Raw genomic sequence first — 16437 nt, forward strand, 5'->3', positions numbered from 1 at the left:
TTTTATTCTTCTACCACTTTTTTATGCCGTATTTATATTTCGGATAGGTCTAATGCAACCAAAACTATATAGGTAATAGACAAGGTGCAATTTTAGCTATGCAGCTTACTTTCGGGCTTTACTAAGCTATGTAAATAAATATAACAATAATATTACAAATGGTCAATTAGACTTGACAAACAAAGACTGATATCATTCATAAGAACTACCTATCAAAGCAGTACGAATCGGCAAATAAAACGGGTTACTGGGTAAGATAGTCCAATGAAAACAAGAACCGATATTTTGGAGAGTAGAAAAACTAAGCGATTAGCTGCCCAATTCCGGGTAGGTGGAATTAAGTCAGAGATTTGAGAACCTAGCTACTAGAACGCCAAAATCTTTACAATTCCCTTGTTGACTCAAAAAGTATTTCTCGACCTATGACAAATCAAGCTCCTATCCCGGTTATTGTCAACGGTGCTGCTGGCAAAATGGGCCGTGAGGTGGTTAAGGCGGTGGCACAAGCGCCTGATTTAAACCTAGTGGGTGCAATTGACTACAGTTTAGAACATCAAGATAAAGATGCTGGGGAGTTAGCGGGTTTAAGCGAACCTTTGGAAGTGCCGATTACCAATCAATTAGAACCGATGTTGGGGTATGTGGCTGGTGACAGACAGTCTCCTCCAGGGGTGATTGTAGACTTTACCCATCCTGATTCAGTTTATGACAATATTCGCAGTGCGATCGCTTACGGTATTCGTCCTGTAGTCGGCACCACTGGGTTAAGTCCAGAACAAATTCAAGACTTGGCAGACTTTGCCGACAAAGCTAGCACTGGTTGTCTAATTATTCCTAATTTTTCCATTGGCATGGTACTGTTGCAACAAGCTGCGATCGCAGCCTCAAAATATTTTGACCATGTGGAAATTATCGAACTGCATCACAACCAAAAAGCTGATGCTCCCAGTGGTACTGCCATTCAAACGGCGCAGTTATTAGGGGAGTTGGGTAAAACTTTTAACCCTAGTCTTGTAGAAGAGACGGAGAAGTTACCAGGAGCTAGAGGCAGTATCGCAGATGAAGGGATTAGAATTCATAGCGTCCGCTTGCCGGGATTGATTGCCCATCAAGAAGTTATTTTTGGCGCAGCAGGACAGATTTATACTTTACGACATGATACGAGCGATCGCGCTTGTTATATGCCAGGAGTGCTACTAGCGATTCGCAAAGTCTTAACGCTAAAGTCGTTAGTATATGGATTAGAAAAGATACTTTAAACTTTAAACACACTATTGGGCATTCATTACTTAGCACTCATGTTAGTACCACTGACTCGCCAGAAATTTGAACAAGTTGTCCCCCTAATTGCCACTGGTTTGCAGTACAAGTACTACTGGGGGAAGTTCTCAAATTTTTTGCAACGGCTGTTAATTTCTGTAGTTGCAGTAGTTGTTATTTTGCTTGTAAAAGTTATTTTCAAGCTTGAGTTTGCTTCAATAGTATTTGTGCTAGGGGTAATTGGCGCTTTTTTTTGGTTGTGGTATCCAGTGTTTCAAGCAAGTATACGGAATTTACAATGCCGCCGTTACAAGTACGGCGGCTTTTTCCGTGGTCGAGTCCTAGATTGGTGGATTACAGACCAGTTGATAGGTAAAACCGAAACAGTCAACAATAAAGGCGAATTGGTGATTGTAGAAAACCGAGAAAAACAGATAAATTTAGAGGTAGGTGATGACACAGGATTTAGCATTGAGTTTGTAGCACCATTACGTTCTGCTCATAAAGTTATTACTCGCGGCCAAATTGCAGAAATGGTAGTGATGTCAAATCGCCCAGATTTGAGCAGTATTGATGAATTCAGCGATATATACTTTCCCAATCGTGACCTGTGGGTTAGCGATTATCCTTATCTGCGGCGGGATTTCTTTAACGAAGTCGGTCGCCGCTTGCGTGAAAACCAACAACAAAAGCCGCGTCGGCGGCGTCGTAGAGTAGAGGATTGAAGAAGAAGTGAAGGAGGCACAAGGATATAATTGGGAGCATCTCACTTTTGTAAAAATATATCTAGCCCTGGCGAATAGAATGAGACTGTTGGTCAAATTCACAAGGGGTTAAATTTAGGCTGTTGACTTTGCGAATTACGAATTACGAATTACGAATTACGAATTATTTTAAGCCTCCTGCCTTCTTGCTAACGAGAGCATCCCACTTTGATGAGTTTCCCTTGCAAACGATAAGTTACTGTCCCACAGGCAAAACCTGCCGACTTAGGTTCTACATAAGACCGTGTTGGCGGATTTTGTTTATCTAACCGCGATTTCCAATCGCCAGATATTTTTTCTAGAGTGGGATACTTGCTTAAAAATTGTGAGCCTGCAACAATATCGTGAGGCCCCTTAACATTTATTTTAGAACTATTGATGTAGATATTATAATCATAAATAACGTTTTTATTTTTAGTCTTATTATTAATATTTTTTCTAGGAAAAGCATAAAGAATGTTCCTGAGGATTTTGACATCAGATGACGTATGAGCAAATATTTGCCCGCCATTAATTTCTGGACTCTGATTATTTAAAACAGCTGTGTTATTTACAATATCAACATGCTCGCTTAAAAATGCATGAATACCCGATCCACCATTATTAAATGCAAGATTATTTCTAACTAAAGTATATCCTTTATATGCATCCAATTTTGAGTTATTCTGATCGTTTCTAGAACTATCGATAATAATCCCATTCCCGTCTGTAATCCTTCCGACTGCAATCCAAGGGATGTACATGCGATTGTTGTAAGTTTTGTTGTTAGTAACAAACATCTTGTATCCCCGCTTGTTGTCAGAATTCCAACTATTCAAAATCGAAATGCCACTGCAACCATAAACGCTATACCAGGCATTATCGAACACTTCGTTATTATCTATTGTCACATAGTCCGATTCGATAGCTGAAATGCCTGCTCCTCCACATCCATGTACCTTGTTGTTGACAATACGTATATGGTGACTACGACCATCTTTTCGTCCATCTACATTAATGCAGTTTCCATTCGTTAGCGGGTTTTGTTTATTAGTTTTCTGACTCATCGCATAATCAAGGGTTATGTTGGCATTGTTTCCTATCACCTCCAACCCATTTATCTCAATATATGACGCTCCCTTGTGAATGAAAATTCCTTGCCATCCATTGTGTTGAATTTTCGGCTGATGTCCAGGATATGCTTTAAACTTAATCCATGCATTTGCTGTTCCAGAGCGAGTAATAGATACTACGTCACCACTTGGTTTTGCATTCCTATACACTCCGTTCATAATCAATACTGTATCGCCAGGGTTAGTCAGATTTGCTGCCCTTTGAATTGTCCTAAAGGCGGATGAACTAGAGAGTCCGCTATTTTTATCATTTCCAGTACCACTAACATAGTATGTTTTCGGAGTTGCCCTACTGCTGATTAGCTTATGGCTAGATACCATAATTTTCTTGTTAGTGAATACTTGAGGAATGTTTTCAACTAAATATGTTTTTATCCTTTCTCGCTCAATTAAAAGACCTAATACCACGGGAATTGCAAGATATGCGCTTAACTTGAAACCTCGAATTACCACAACAAAAGGCTCCTTCATAGGCACTACTTAACAAAAATATAATATCAAGATATGTCAGTACTTTTAAATACTATTTGGCATCAAGGGTATATAGAGCTGACTTTTCTAGCTCCCGCGATTTCCATCTTGTCCATAGGCTTGCCAAGCCAAGTCTACCAATCCATCAACTATCGCAGCTGCTACAACTGCATTACCTTTGCGGCTGTCAATGATAATGTGAGGCACTAGAGAGTCTTGTAAACGCTCCTTAGCTTCATCAACATTTACAAATCCCACTGGAGTTGCGATTATTAAAGCAGGTCTAATTTCCTCAACTTCAATTAAATCCACGAGTGCAGTCAGGGCCGTTTGCGCTTGACCCACCACAAAAATGCCCTCTGGATAACGCTTTGCTAAGGTTTCTATTCCCCATGCTGCGCGAGTTTTTTCTTTTTGAGGGCGTGTTAGAGCTTCCATGCTGCAATACACTGGATTTGCAAAGGTGTTTTGAATATCGTAGGCAATACCTACTTGTACCATCGGCGCATCTACTACAATCGTGGTACGTGCGGCTAGCGCTGCTGCTCCAGCTTGCAAGGCACGCTCAGAAAAGCGAATCAAAGACTTATACTCAAAGTCAGCTGTGGCGTAGATTACCCGACGCACAATCTCATACTCTGCGGGTGAAAAGACATGATCGCCAATTTCACTATCAATGATTGCTAAACTTTGAGCATCAGTTACGTGCCATTCCATTTTTGTTGAGCTTCTCAAATATTAGCTTTCAGCTTATCAGCTTCAGAGAGTTTAGAGTTAGGAGTTAGGAGTTAGGAGTTATGAGTTATGAGTTAATTAAACTACTCACTCCTAACTACTCACTCATAACTCATTACTAGAAGACCGACTGAAAATAGGAGATAGGTAGGCAACCAAAACGCCAATGAGAAACCCAGATATATTGCGAACTAAAGGCAACCAGTCGCTTGTACGTGTCACAACTGGCCCAATCCCGAAGGCAATAAACAATATTCCCCACAAAGGTGAGAAAATTAAAGCCCATTGCCAAGCAAAAACTTGTCCTTTTTCGCGGGGTTGAGCTGCAAATCCACAAATCACCCCACCAATAACTGAGGTAATCAAGGTAAGAATCCACTGCTCTCGTGGCAGTCCGGGTACAACATTGCAACCCCCTTTAAGCAAACAGCCTTTGACCGATTCTAAAGCTTGTAGAATGGCTTGGTCTTCGCCTTGTTCGCGGACAAAATACAAATTACCAAAGCGGGTTTGCAGTTCTATCCAAAAAGTCCGAGGTAAAAGTTCATAAACAGCATCACCGACACTAAAGCTGAGGATGTTACCGCCACGAGAATCAGCAACGAGTAGAATGCTTTTGTCATCCAAACCCCAATATTTTATAACCGCGCGACCTGGGGTGCGGTCATACTGGGTTAAGACTCGCAATTTCCAGCCTGTGTCGGCTTCAAACTGCTCTAAATCTTTGACAAGCTTTTCTTCTTGCAGCACAGGCAGAGATTTAGCTAAATCTACAACTGGGGTAAAGGTGTCAGGAAGTAACTCAGGATTGTCATAAGCCAGTGCTGGGGGAGAATGCATAACCCAAATTGACCCAGCCAGGAAAAATATTGCAATAGATACTAGAATTCGTCGCCAAAAACAAGATTGCATGGACGTTTTTATACAAATATTAACGGTAAAAGCCAACAAGTTGTTTTAAAAGAGTACTAGAAAAATGATAGTTCTTTACACTTGTTTACTTTACTCTAATCCAGGGGATCAAAGCAAAAGGTTTTTAGGGAGTGGAGAGTAGCCTTCGTGGTTTACAAAGGTAAGGCGCATTTTGTCAATCAGTTAAAATACTCAAAATATCCTTGTGGCTAGGGAGAGGGGAGGAGACTATAGACACTAAACTCATCCAAATGGATACCGCTATATAGTTAAAATACAGCTATCTCCAATTAAAATATATGGTGCAAAGGCTGTGTTCTCGTTCCTGTAATTAACAAGAGAGTAAAGGGAGATAAGCAATACCCTTTTTTTGCTCAATCTTCCTCATCAAAATTGTTTTCCCAGCTAGCAGCGTCGTTGTAACCGTCATTAGGGCGGTATACTTCTGCTTTGATTCGGCGATTTTCTTGCCTCAGCACTTCTCGTTCTCGCAACGTTAGTGGTGGTTTTTCATTACTTGGCAAGCGATCGCTCGTCCGCCTTACGGGTTTTTGGCGCGTGAAGTTTTTCCAAGCAGCTTTTGCGCCAATAAAGATGCTGCGTGTACCTACTTGCAGATTTTGAGCCTGAATTCTTGCATTATCAAAGCTTTGATCAACTTGTTTCACAACCTGACTAGCACTTTTTACGCCCTCGCTGACATCACCAGTTAAGTCAGTGATTTCTAAGCCCGTCACACGAATAGCTTCTAAAGTGGGTGGTAACTCCCGTGAGAGAGTATCAAATAGCTTTTCTGCACTGCGAGCCGCGCGTGCTAACTCCTGCAAAGCCGGTATTGCTGCCACTAAAACCGCAGTCAAGCTTGTGGCGACTAAAAGTAAAGAAAGTCCCAACCAAAACAGGGGTTCAATCACGGTTGTGTCATTTATGAACGTTCTAATTGCTGGGGAAGTGAATCTGAGTCTTCAACAGATGTTTGTCGCTTCAAGACTTGGCTTTCTCGCTGACTGGCATCTACACCTGCTGCGATCGCTTCCCGTAATCTATCTAAAGTGTCATCCCAATTTCGTAATGCGCTAGCAGAGAGACGATCTGCCTGAATTTGCACACTCATTGATAAATCTTCTGCCAATTCTGGGATAGCATCGGCAGATTTTTTCAAAATTTTACGCGTTTCGCGCCCTGTGCGTGGAGCCACAAGTAAACCGGTTAAAGCACCGATGGTAGCTCCCAGCATCAAACCGCCAAAAAATACTCCAGAACGGTTATTAGACATCTTGTTGTTTCTCTCCTTACACCCATTTTAGGTGGGTTTTCTCCCCTTGCAAGACTCAACCGATTTTATTCAGTTAATCTATGGTGACAAAATATCAGCCAGAAATGTTGCTTTTTTTAATTAATATCAAAACTATTAATTACTTGTAATTCAAAACTACCTGTATCTCTCAAAGTTTTGATACCTCCGGTAAGCCTTCTAGCAGGCGTTTCTTTGTGTTATGTCTTGCGGTTCCGTACCGAGTATGGCTAGCTTGTTTAAGATTAGGTTATGGAAAGGGGAAGCGATGCCTGCAGCGGGCTATGCCTACGCTAGAAGCCAATGCAACCTATGGGATCTTACTACGGACTTCTCTACGTGTTCCCCATCGGTCTTAATCATAAATGTTCATCTGAACCTGACATAACTCATTTTGCAACTGTTCTTTTCCCAGATATTAACTCTAGCTTTGGAAAATAACGCTGCCAGATTTGCCGCCCTAGCAAAAGTAGACTGATAATTTGCCGCACTTGTTGAATTTGCATTTGTAGCGCTTGATTTCTCTGCCGTAAGTTATAAATATTCTGTTGGCTGAGATAAATATTTTCGGGTGCTTTATTCAGGGCTGCATTGGTACAACTTTCATAGGCGGTTAACCTATCTGCTATATATCCTAGCTGCTGCTTAAGTTGCCACACCCGCCAAGCCACATAGATTAGTATCAGTGAAATCAGGGTATTAATTATGACAACTAAAATTACCATTGTTTATCTTTACCAATATTAGCTTTGAGGAATTGTTCTATATACTTGATTTGGCTCTTATTTAATAGACTTCTTGCATAAATCAAAAAAAGAACCCCACCCCGCCTTTGACTTACGTCAAATTCTCCCTGCCCCTAATCCCCAGAGGGGGCCCCGAGTTCCCCGCTTGCTCTTAGGGGTTGGGGGTGGGGTGTTAGGGGACTTTTGCAAGAGGTCTAATAATGAAGAAACTAAAGGATAAAATTTATAGCACAAAGTACATCTGGATTCTGGCAAGAAAAAGTAGTTAGATGATGCTCTAAGCGATATTGAAAGGCTTTACTAGGTGAAAATTAGTGTAACAAAGGCTGATGGCTAAAGAATCGCCAATTTGCCAATTTTGTAACAATGATATGTCCACACCTCGCAAGACCACAGTTACAATTGCCTTAGATTCACGACTCGGTTTGCGAAATCAACCCGTATGCTCGATAAGCCCCATCATTACTACCTCCCACTCCTTAACCTGATAATCTTAGTCAATTTGCGATCTTTGTGAGATGTAAGCACAATGGTATAGACCCTTCAACAGATGGTAAGAGAACTACACTCCTTGGAGACTCTCCAGCATTCCCTTTATTATTGTGCTCCTACCTCTACCAGTTTTCCAGCCCGTCGTGTGCAGTTAACTAATATTTTGCCTGTAAAAACCTCGCTAGTGGTTCACCAACCAAAAATTGCTGGCTGTGGACTGAGGAAACAGACAAGTAATAAAAGAGAAAGTCTATTAATTCCTCTTCCTTTAACCTCTTCCCTGCTGAGGACTTTGCCCTGGTATTTTACTAATACTTTACCAATAATGATTATCTTTTTTTATACATCCAGTAGGAGATGAGGATGTCAAAAAAATCACCATTGAATAATTTCTTCCGAACTATTCTTACTGCCTTGACGATTGGATTTGTTGGGTGTGGAAATCAAGCTGTAAGAACTACATTCACTCAGACTAACACTCAGGTAAACGAGAATCTTCCCCAAGTTGTAGCGACTACAAGCGTACTGTGTGACTTAACCAGGCAGGTTGCCGGAAATACAGTTAACCTCACCTGCTTAATTTCCCCTACTGCCAACCCCCAATTTTATAAACCAAAACTGGAAGATCGTAAAGCCATTGAGCAAGCTAATCTTATTCTTTACAATGGTTACAATTTTGAACCAAATCTGATCAAGTTAATTAAAGCGACTAAAAACCCTACACCAAAAATAGCCGTCGCTCAACTGGCAGTGCCTAAGCCACAAAAATTTCAGGCAGGTGGTAAGAATGTAACCAATCCTCATGTTTGGCACAATACCAAAAATACTATCAGAATGGTGGAGGTAATTAATAGTAATTTGAGAAAATTACAATCTAGTGATGCAGAAGCTTATACCAGTAATACTAAAAAAATTACAAATGAACTCACTCAACTAGATAGCTGGATTAAATCAAGAATTGCCAGTATTCCTACCAAAGAACGTAAATTAGTTACAACCTCTGATGCACTGAGTTATTACGCCAAAGCATACCGTATTTCATTGGCAGGAGGATTGCAAAGTATTAATACTAACAAAAAGCTGACAGCCGAACGAGTCAAAAATTTGGCTACAAACATTAAACAGGCTAAAGTGTCAACAATTTTTGCTGAAGTAGAAATTAATCCTAATCTGATTCAATCTGTAGCCACAGAAGCTGAAGTGAACATTTCTGAAAGAAAGCTGTATGCTGAGGGACTTGGTGAACCAGGAAGCGACGCGGATACTTATCAGAAAATGATGATTGCCAATACACGCACAATTGTAGAAGGACTAGGAGGAACGTATTTGATGTTTGAAACGAAGGCTGCTAGGTAGCTAGAACATCAATTCGGCGATCTGAAAAGCTGAGTTTTTTTAATATCAAAAAACTCAGTTTATTAGTAGTAGGTTGGGTTGAGGAACAAAACCCAACATTTGATTCTTGTTCATGTTGGGTTTCATATCATGTCCGGCAAAATACTTGTGATATGTCATTGCGAGTGGAACGGAGTGAAACGTTCGCGTTGGCGTACCCCTGCTCTTAAGCAAGCTAGCAAGAGCGTCTCCAAGAGTTACCTCTCGTAGAGAAGCGAACACTCCGCTATCGCTGCGTACCCTTCCCTTTGGGACGCTGCGCGAACGGGAAGGCTTCTCTACGAGACGCTGCGCGAACGCCTACGCAATGACAACTATTTAAGCGGACATGATATCACTGCCCATTAGTGTCAACTTAAGAACCTGTTGACAAGCTTACATGAATTTTAAGTTGTCACCAATAGCCTCTTACCGGAAACGAGACTTTTAAAGGAGTTTTGGCTTAAGTTTACACCAATGCTACACCCCTACACCCGCCCCAACGGGGCTTGGTAAATTATAACTACCAATCACAGTCTGACACTTCCACGGCTTTAAGCCGTGGGAGTATCAATTCAATCACCAAAGCTATCCTGCAATACTTTCAATCAAATGCCAATGGCGGCTACTTTCAATAGCTTGCTTGATTAACTCAAACATTTGTCGGCAGTAATTATCTAGGTGAATTGGTAGTTCTTCATTTTTAATCACAATACTCATCCGGGTTTCTGTTTCAGTAGATTTTGATTTATCAATCAGTACTTCTACTGTTATTAATTTAGGAAAAGGAACATTTCCAGGAACCTCACGACCGATAATATATTCGGCTGTGTGATATTGAATATCCAACTGACAGTCCTGTAGAAGTTCTACAAGTAACGGCAACAGATGGTCACTAGGAACAGAAACAATAAATGAACAGGTATAGCGAGCCATAATAGCCCCAAGCCTTGCAACACTCTGTCCATCCTATAATACCGAAGTATCTAAATATAAAGTCATTAAAAAATCAAAGTTTTTGAGAGCAGGTACTACCAGATATCCAGTCAACGAAGAGGCAGGAGGCAGGGGGCAGGAGGCAGGAGGCAGAAGGGAAGAGGTAGAAGGCAGGAGGTAAAACGCCATAAATAATTTAGGTGTTCCGTGAGCGTCAGCTGAATGGGGTTTCAATAAAGACGCAGTGTTTTTTGTGGCACTTTCCGCTCGAAATACATATTTTACGTTTAATGTGAATTAAGCTTTGAAACCCTTGTAATTTCATAGGTAATCCCAAAACTATGATTTTGAGCGAATCTAGAAACCCTTATAGAATAAGCGGCATTTCTAATTCACATCAGACGTATTTTATTCTTTCTTATCTAAGACATGCTCTGCGAACATAAATAAATTTACTTGATCTAGAAGAAAGTGGCAGAGAGCAAAAAATAAATATATTTTCTTTCTCCTGCCTCCTGCCTCCTGCCCTCTGACTTCTTTGGTAAGCTGAAAGTTTGACCAAAAACTTTACAATAAAGGTTTGGCTGAGGTAGAAAATGAAAGTCGCAATTACTGGAGCAACAGGATTTGTTGGTAGTCGTTTGGTACAACGATTACACGGAGAAGGTCATGAAATAGTGGTATTAACTCGGAATACCACTTTTGCTCAAAAGGTTTTTCCATCTGAGGCTTTCCCTAATGTAGAAATTGTTGGCTATACACCAAATGCATCTGGTTCTTGGCAAAGTGTCATCGCTAATTGTGATGGCGTAGTTAATTTGGCAGGAGAACCTATTGGTGAAGGACGCTGGACACCAGAACGGAAACAAGAAATCCTCAATAGCCGAAAGTTAGGTACACAAAAAATAGTTGAAGCAATAGCCAACGCTAATCCTAAAACGGCAGTCGCTACAACGGGGGGAACCCCCGCAACGCGCTGCCTCCCCTCTGTGTTAATTAACGCTTCGGCGATTGGCTACTACGGCACCAGTGAAACTGCTACCTTTGATGAAACCAGTCTATCTGGTAACGATTTTCTTGCCCAAGTCTGCCAAGCCTGGGAAGCTGAAGCGAGAAAGGTAAAAGATGCTGGTGTGCGACTGGTAATTCTGCGTTTTGGGATTGTCCTGGGTAATGGTGGTGCTTTAGGTAAAATGATTCCACCTTTCAAACTCTTTGCTGGTGGCCCTATTGGCAGTGGTCGGCAGTGGTTTTCGTGGATTCACGTAGACGATTTAGTTAACCTGATTTTGCAAGCTTTAACTAAACCGGAAATAGAAGGTGTATATAATGCCACTGCCCCTAATCCAGTTCGGATGGCAGGTTTAAGCCAAACTTTAGGACAAGTGATGAATCGTCCTTCTTGGTTGCCTGTTCCTGCTTTTGCGATCGAAGCCCTTTTAGGAGATGGGGCGATAGTAGTTTTAGAAGGTCAGCAAGTTATCCCAAAACGCACTGTGCAAACAGGCTTTGAGTACAAATATCCTAATTTGCAATCGGCATTAACACAAATTCTTAATTAAAAGGGACTGGGGACTGGGGACTGGGGACTGGGGACTGGGGACTGGTAAACAATTTTCCTAATACCCAGTACTCAATGCCCAATCCCCGATGCCCCATACCCATTTTTTTGACTATTGACTAGAAAGAAATTTTTTGGAAACCCAACTGATAATACCGCTGAGAATGGCACCGCTCATGAGAATGCCAATTGCGGGGTTAAACAAGGGTTGCCACAGTTTATGCCACAAATCCAAACCCAGGTTTACTCCTGCGGCATTACCGATCGCAGCGATCGCTAACCAGCCAAAGCCAAACAAAACCAAAAAAACATCGGCGACTAAAACCATGTTTAGCCAATTTAACAATTTATCTTTCATGATTGGATTGGGTAATGGGTATTGGGTATTGGGTATTGGGTATTGGGCATTGGGCATTGGGCATTGGGTATTGGGCATTGGGTATTGGGCATTGGGCATTGGGCATTAGGAAAATTGTTTACCAGTCCCGAGTCCCCAGTCCCTAACCCCCAGTTCCCATTCCCTAGTCCCCATCCTCTACTTTTCAAACAGCCAATTTTTGACTTTTGTTAAACTTTGCCAATCTGGTTTTCTACTTAAACCATCCTCAATACTATTTTTTATTTCATCACTCCATTCTTCGTTGACAAAAATCAACTGTTGTGCTATGTCAATGTGTTCCCGCAAACCTTTTTGCTTTGTTTCCAGCATTGCTAAGGCGAGATTGATTCTAGCCTGGGGATCTTGTGGATTTAACTTGACTGCCTTCTGTCCAGCTTTGTAAGCCAAATTAGGTTTGTTATCGAGTAGATACAACCACGCTAAACAAACCCAAGCTGCACTAGTTTTAGGAGCGCGATCGCACACTTCTTTAAATACAGGGATTAAAGATTCTGCTGATTCTCCTGCTTTATAGCGTTCTAAACCTGTATCAAACAGGGATTCAACTGTATTAGTCATTGGTCATTAGTCATTAGTCATTGGTCATTGGTCATTAGTCATTAGTCATTAGTCATTAGTCATTAGTTACGAGCCACAAAGACAGGAATCAAAAGCTCAGGCTTCCCTAGTTCAGAACTTCAAGCACAAATGACAAAGGACAAATGACAAGGGACAAATGACAACTGACAATATTACACCCCAAATGACTTGCCGCAACCACAAGTTTGATTAGCATTGGGGTTAGTGAATTGGAAACCACCGCCAATCATGGCATTGCTGTAATCGAGCATCAAACCGTAGAGATATAACAGACTCTTGCGATCGCTGACAATTTTGAAGCCATCATAGTCAAAAACTTCATCATGAGGGGTGATCTTGCTAGTGTCTTCAAAGTCCATCATGTAAGACATCCCAGAACACCCACCCTGACGCACTCCTACCCGTAAGCACAAGTCTGTGCCTTGCTTGTCCCGGAGGGATTTTACCTGGTGCAATGCGGCTTCGCTCAACAGAATTCCGCGTTGTTGAGCTTCAATTGCTTGTGTCATCCGCTTTTCAACTCCTTAATTAGTATAAGCGTTACCCGATATCGGCTTGTTAATGCTTCTGGGTTTGCTCTTGGTGTTTTTGTATTCATTCTAGCGGCTTAGATGTTGCTAGATACCAAATTGTAAACACTCCGTCAAAAGTAGCCAAAGATTTTTATTCTAGAATTGAGAGACTCAATGTGTTTATACATTCGGTATTCTTAAAATTCAAGCCTTGCGGCAGCAACAGAAGCAACCACCCTTCAGGTGCAGCCATAAAAATTTAATCCGAGGCTAGCTAGCCCCAAAGTTTACTCCTAAATTGCTTCTTTTGATCTTTATGACAAGTTTTAATCGCTCTACCAGTCGTCGGTTGAAGAAATTAACTCAAATTCCTTCTGTATGGGAGGGCGATCGGCGTCCGTTGTCATCACCAAACCAGCAGTCAGATTCAGAGGCAAAGGGAGAATGCATTCTTTGGGTAGATTACTCCCAAGGTGTTGTTCGAGGAATGGATGTGGTAGCTTCAGATATTGGCCCAGAAGCAATAGTTCGCACCTTAATGCAAGCAATGGAGCATCCTCAAAGTCCAGCAAGACCTGCTAGACCTCAAAGAATTGTAGTCAAAGACCGCGAGATCCAATTTTACCTGCGGGGAGTACTGCAAGATTTGGATATCGCCATTGACTACGCACCAGAACTGCCTTTAATTGACGAACTATTTCGTGGATTCGCCGATATCCTCGATAGTCAAACCCCCGATTTACCCCCGCAGTATGCACAAATCTTGCGAGAGAAAGCATTTGCAATTTGGCAAGCAGCACCTTGGGAATTTTTGGAAGAACAGCAAATTTTGTCAATCGAGATTAATAAGTGGGATGTTGGCACACTCTACGCCTCAGTTATGGGAATGCTGGGAATGGAGTATGGGATTTTGTTTTATCGCTCAGAAGAGTCTTTAAAACAGTTTCGTGCCACAGTTCTAACAAATGAAGAATCAACAGAGCATCTAGAAGAAGCGTTCCTCAAGCAAGATTGCTTGTTTCTCACTTTTGAGAGCGTTGACGAAACTGATGAAGATGACGATGAAGAAGATGATTTGGCGGATCTACCATTATCAGAAATTGACCCTACTTTTGGTAATATCCATCCTTTAGAAGGACTCCGGTCTGTTTTGTATGACGAAGAAGCACTGGTAATCTTGGTTGCGATCGAAAGCCTGAGTCGCTTTATTCGCGATCACCGTCGCCAACTTCATGAGGACATCTTCCCTACTCTCAGCCGTCGCTATCGCATTTCTCTGCCGCAGTCGGAAGAATCAACTAAATCTGTGGCTGTGACAGTCTCTACCATGCCGCAGTTAGCATCAGAATTGGAGGAAATGGCAGGCTTTGGTATTGACGATCAGGAGATTGACAATCAAGATTTCCAATCATTGCGAGATGACTTGATACCAGAAGATTCCTTCCTCAGCTTAGGTGTAGTGTCGTGGGAAATGTTGGATTCTCTACGAAAGGGGGTCAGCCACCACCAGGCTAGTGAAATTAAACAAGTGGGTGATGGTTTGCCGGTGATTTTAATTCAAACCTCCCGACCCAAGGCGAAGACTGTAATTGAAAGAATTGAAGCAGCAGGCGGATTGAGAGCAATTTGCTTTAATCCAGGTGCCGATCCCTTTGATGGCGATCGCTACGACCTGGGTTTATTGCAAACTCAAAATGGCGAATTGTTCCTATTCGGTGAATTTTTAGATGAAGATCCGATTCATGTCGAAGCCCGAAAAAAATGGAACCAGCGGTGTAAAAATACTAAGGGCTACTGTGGCTTAATCATTGCCAAAGGACTAACAGGAGCCTCCCGTGGCAATCCTCAGTTACGAGATATGATGGCTTTGTTTGAAGGGCGATCGCTTTCACCAAAAAATTTAGGTATTGGCACTCTCCAACTTATGCCCCAACTTAAATTTGAGTAATTGCATGAATTGCTGCAATCCTGAATCTCAAATTATCGGTATGAGAAATTAAGTTGATGTGTATTTGATTGGCATATTGACTGAAACTGCATTTATAGCAAAGTGCTGTTAGCGGTAGCGGGGCGTTTAGCCCGTGCTGAGTAGAAACTCAGTATTATCAAAGGTTTCAGCAACCAACATAGTCCTAACCTATGCTTTGACTGCTATAAGAAAGGAAAAGGGGAAGGCTTTGTCTGTTTGTTAACGTTTACCCCTCCCATCCCTTATATGCAGTCTTTTAACCAGAGGCAAAGCGTTTCGGTTCCACTTAGTCTTCGTCATCCGCGTACCGAGCGGGGCGTGGCACTTTGTAATGAATATTCATGTATATGTCAATACTAATAGGCGACCAATCTTGAGAAGCTAACTTTATCTAAATTTCATGAAGTACCTGTATTTTTATAGTTTTTTAGTCCTTTGATGGAAACGTTTATCAGTATAAATAACTACAAGAGCTAAAAAATTATCTACAAAGGCTGCTTGGCTCAAACCTGACTGATGCACTTAGATATTGGAATCTTTTTTTAACAAGTTTTTGAGTTGAGTATCCTGTTATATATCAATATCATTAAGCAAAAGTTCAGATATATATCTTTTTCTTTGTAATTTTTTTATAAAGGAGAAAAAATAGCTTTGTTAGTGTCTAAATGAAGATTATTTAAAGAGCATAAATAATAGCTATAATAAACACAGTGCCGAAGAAATTAAAATATACGATTCTTTTTATCGGTATACTTACCAGATAAAAAATAGTTGTAATTAAAATTTTATTGGCTTAAATATGAGGAAAAGATTTTATGGCAAAATCATAGTGCTCTAATTGGCTAAAAATGATTTACATAACCTCCAGATAGATAAATACGAAAAATCGCAAAGAAATGCTGATTTTAAAGCAAGTTATATCACTGGAAGGAAGATAAAATATGCAAAACTTTATTGCATTGTGACGATAAGTTATTATAAAAGCATGAAACAAAACTAAAAATATTAGGATCGACAACAGTCAAGTAACATCATATTTATGATGGATTAATTTGTCTGTGTAAAATTACAGATGTTGCTGTCAAAATTTACCAAATTGTTTGGCAATTTACACTCAGTAGACTGAGTTTTGTCCTCTTTTTTTGTGGCTACTATATTGGCACTGAAAAGCAATCAGCTTGATCGAGGTAAGCCAAAATTCATAACAGTTCAAGTAGCTCTTAACTTCTTGGTTAGAGATGGGTGTTTGTTTTAAAGCGATCGCTTATTTGCCTACTTTCTAAGTCACTATTCACGCTCTATACACACCACTCTAACCCA

General features: G+C 41.0%; 15 protein-coding genes. 5 read left to right on the forward strand and 10 right to left on the reverse strand.

Annotated elements, in window-relative coordinates; genetic code table 11:
* Nucleotides 1–422 precede the first annotated feature (422 nt).
* Together dapB and RMY63_RS36605 are read left to right on the forward strand one after the other, a co-directional pair.
* Entirely contained in the window at nucleotides 423–1259 is an 837-nt protein-coding gene (dapB, locus tag RMY63_RS36600; RefSeq protein ID WP_322733391.1) for a 4-hydroxy-tetrahydrodipicolinate reductase, read from the forward strand.
* A gap of 39 nt (nucleotides 1260–1298) precedes the next feature.
* Nucleotides 1299–1985: a phosphate ABC transporter permease gene (locus RMY63_RS36605; RefSeq protein ID WP_322733392.1), complete on the forward strand. Its 687-nt coding sequence runs from the start codon at nucleotides 1299–1301 to the stop codon at nucleotides 1983–1985.
* A gap of 188 nt (nucleotides 1986–2173) precedes the next feature.
* On the opposite strand, the gene RMY63_RS36610 is transcribed toward RMY63_RS36605, so the two are convergent.
* From RMY63_RS36610 to RMY63_RS36635, 6 genes are all read right to left on the reverse strand, one after another.
* Nucleotides 2174–3607, reverse strand: coding sequence for a right-handed parallel beta-helix repeat-containing protein (locus RMY63_RS36610; RefSeq protein WP_322733393.1), 1434 nt, complete (start codon nucleotides 3605–3607; stop codon nucleotides 2174–2176).
* An 87-nt stretch (nucleotides 3608–3694) separates the two neighbouring features.
* The gene (locus RMY63_RS36615; RefSeq protein ID WP_322733394.1) at nucleotides 3695–4324 is read right to left on the reverse strand and encodes a precorrin-8X methylmutase; all 630 of its coding nucleotides are present in this window, start codon (nucleotides 4322–4324) and stop codon (nucleotides 3695–3697) included.
* A 123-nt stretch (nucleotides 4325–4447) separates the two neighbouring features.
* Nucleotides 4448–5254 (reverse strand): TPM domain-containing protein, encoded by an 807-nt coding sequence (locus RMY63_RS36620; protein WP_322733395.1) that lies wholly within the window; start codon nucleotides 5252–5254, stop codon nucleotides 4448–4450.
* 374 nt (nucleotides 5255–5628) lie between these two features.
* Complete coding sequence (locus tag RMY63_RS36625; RefSeq protein ID WP_322733396.1) at nucleotides 5629–6168, reverse strand: DUF948 domain-containing protein; 540 nt, start codon at nucleotides 6166–6168, stop codon at nucleotides 5629–5631.
* A gap of 11 nt (nucleotides 6169–6179) precedes the next feature.
* Complete coding sequence (locus RMY63_RS36630) at nucleotides 6180–6530, reverse strand: YtxH domain-containing protein (RefSeq protein WP_322733397.1); 351 nt, start codon at nucleotides 6528–6530, stop codon at nucleotides 6180–6182.
* 407 nt (nucleotides 6531–6937) lie between these two features.
* Nucleotides 6938–7273: a hypothetical protein gene (locus RMY63_RS36635; protein WP_322733398.1), complete on the reverse strand. Its 336-nt coding sequence runs from the start codon at nucleotides 7271–7273 to the stop codon at nucleotides 6938–6940.
* An 876-nt stretch (nucleotides 7274–8149) separates the two neighbouring features.
* Here RMY63_RS36635 and RMY63_RS36640 point away from each other — a divergent pair.
* Entirely contained in the window at nucleotides 8150–9142 is a 993-nt protein-coding gene (locus RMY63_RS36640; protein WP_322733399.1) for a metal ABC transporter solute-binding protein, Zn/Mn family, read from the forward strand.
* A 606-nt stretch (nucleotides 9143–9748) separates the two neighbouring features.
* Here RMY63_RS36640 and RMY63_RS36645 read toward each other — a convergent pair.
* Nucleotides 9749–10096, reverse strand: a complete 348-nt coding sequence (locus RMY63_RS36645) for a hypothetical protein (protein WP_292786887.1) — start codon at nucleotides 10094–10096, stop codon at nucleotides 9749–9751.
* 596 nt (nucleotides 10097–10692) lie between these two features.
* On the opposite strand from RMY63_RS36645, the gene RMY63_RS36650 reads away from it, so the two are divergent.
* The gene (locus RMY63_RS36650; protein WP_322733400.1) at nucleotides 10693–11658 is read left to right on the forward strand and encodes a TIGR01777 family oxidoreductase; all 966 of its coding nucleotides are present in this window, start codon (nucleotides 10693–10695) and stop codon (nucleotides 11656–11658) included.
* A 111-nt stretch (nucleotides 11659–11769) separates the two neighbouring features.
* Here RMY63_RS36650 and RMY63_RS36655 read toward each other — a convergent pair whose 3' ends face one another.
* From RMY63_RS36655 to RMY63_RS36665, 3 genes are all read right to left on the reverse strand, one after another.
* Nucleotides 11770–12015, reverse strand: a complete 246-nt coding sequence (locus RMY63_RS36655; RefSeq protein ID WP_322733417.1) for a hypothetical protein — start codon at nucleotides 12013–12015, stop codon at nucleotides 11770–11772.
* Nucleotides 12016–12192: 177 nt separating this feature from the next.
* Nucleotides 12193–12615: a tetratricopeptide repeat protein gene (locus RMY63_RS36660; protein WP_194045447.1), complete on the reverse strand. Its 423-nt coding sequence runs from the start codon at nucleotides 12613–12615 to the stop codon at nucleotides 12193–12195.
* Between the two features lie 173 nt (nucleotides 12616–12788).
* Entirely contained in the window at nucleotides 12789–13145 is a 357-nt protein-coding gene (locus RMY63_RS36665) for an iron-sulfur cluster assembly accessory protein (RefSeq protein ID WP_322733401.1), read from the reverse strand.
* A 319-nt stretch (nucleotides 13146–13464) separates the two neighbouring features.
* Between RMY63_RS36665 and RMY63_RS36670 the strand changes: the two genes are divergently transcribed.
* On the forward strand, nucleotides 13465–15096 hold the full coding sequence (locus tag RMY63_RS36670) for a DUF6930 domain-containing protein (protein WP_322733402.1): 1632 nt from the start codon (nucleotides 13465–13467) through the stop codon (nucleotides 15094–15096).
* The last annotated feature ends 1341 nt before the right edge of the window (nucleotides 15097–16437 follow it).

The sequence above is a fragment of the Nostoc sp. ChiQUE01b genome (genome assembly GCF_034531255.1).
Lineage (GTDB): Bacteria > Cyanobacteriota > Cyanobacteriia > Cyanobacteriales > Nostocaceae > Nostoc.

Coding starts and splice junctions, on each gene's coding strand:
- RMY63_RS36610 (WP_322733393.1), bottom strand. CDS start 3,607: ATGAAGGAGCCTTTTGTTGTGGTAATTCGAGGTTTCAAGTTAAGCGCA.
- RMY63_RS36630 (WP_322733397.1), bottom strand. CDS start 6,530: ATGTCTAATAACCGTTCTGGAGTATTTTTTGGCGGTTTGATGCTGGGA.
- RMY63_RS36650 (WP_322733400.1), top strand. CDS start 10,693: ATGAAAGTCGCAATTACTGGAGCAACAGGATTTGTTGGTAGTCGTTTG.
- RMY63_RS36620 (WP_322733395.1), bottom strand. CDS start 5,254: ATGCAATCTTGTTTTTGGCGACGAATTCTAGTATCTATTGCAATATTT.
- RMY63_RS36640 (WP_322733399.1), top strand. CDS start 8,150: ATGTCAAAAAAATCACCATTGAATAATTTCTTCCGAACTATTCTTACT.
- RMY63_RS36615 (WP_322733394.1), bottom strand. CDS start 4,324: ATGGAATGGCACGTAACTGATGCTCAAAGTTTAGCAATCATTGATAGT.
- RMY63_RS36635 (WP_322733398.1), bottom strand. CDS start 7,273: ATGGTAATTTTAGTTGTCATAATTAATACCCTGATTTCACTGATACTA.
- RMY63_RS36660 (WP_194045447.1), bottom strand. CDS start 12,615: ATGACTAATACAGTTGAATCCCTGTTTGATACAGGTTTAGAACGCTAT.
- RMY63_RS36670 (WP_322733402.1), top strand. CDS start 13,465: ATGACAAGTTTTAATCGCTCTACCAGTCGTCGGTTGAAGAAATTAACT.
- RMY63_RS36645 (WP_292786887.1), bottom strand. CDS start 10,096: ATGGCTCGCTATACCTGTTCATTTATTGTTTCTGTTCCTAGTGACCAT.
- RMY63_RS36665 (WP_322733401.1), bottom strand. CDS start 13,145: ATGACACAAGCAATTGAAGCTCAACAACGCGGAATTCTGTTGAGCGAA.
- RMY63_RS36605 (WP_322733392.1), top strand. CDS start 1,299: ATGTTAGTACCACTGACTCGCCAGAAATTTGAACAAGTTGTCCCCCTA.
- RMY63_RS36655 (WP_322733417.1), bottom strand. CDS start 12,015: ATGAAAGATAAATTGTTAAATTGGCTAAACATGGTTTTAGTCGCCGAT.
- dapB (WP_322733391.1), top strand. CDS start 423: ATGACAAATCAAGCTCCTATCCCGGTTATTGTCAACGGTGCTGCTGGC.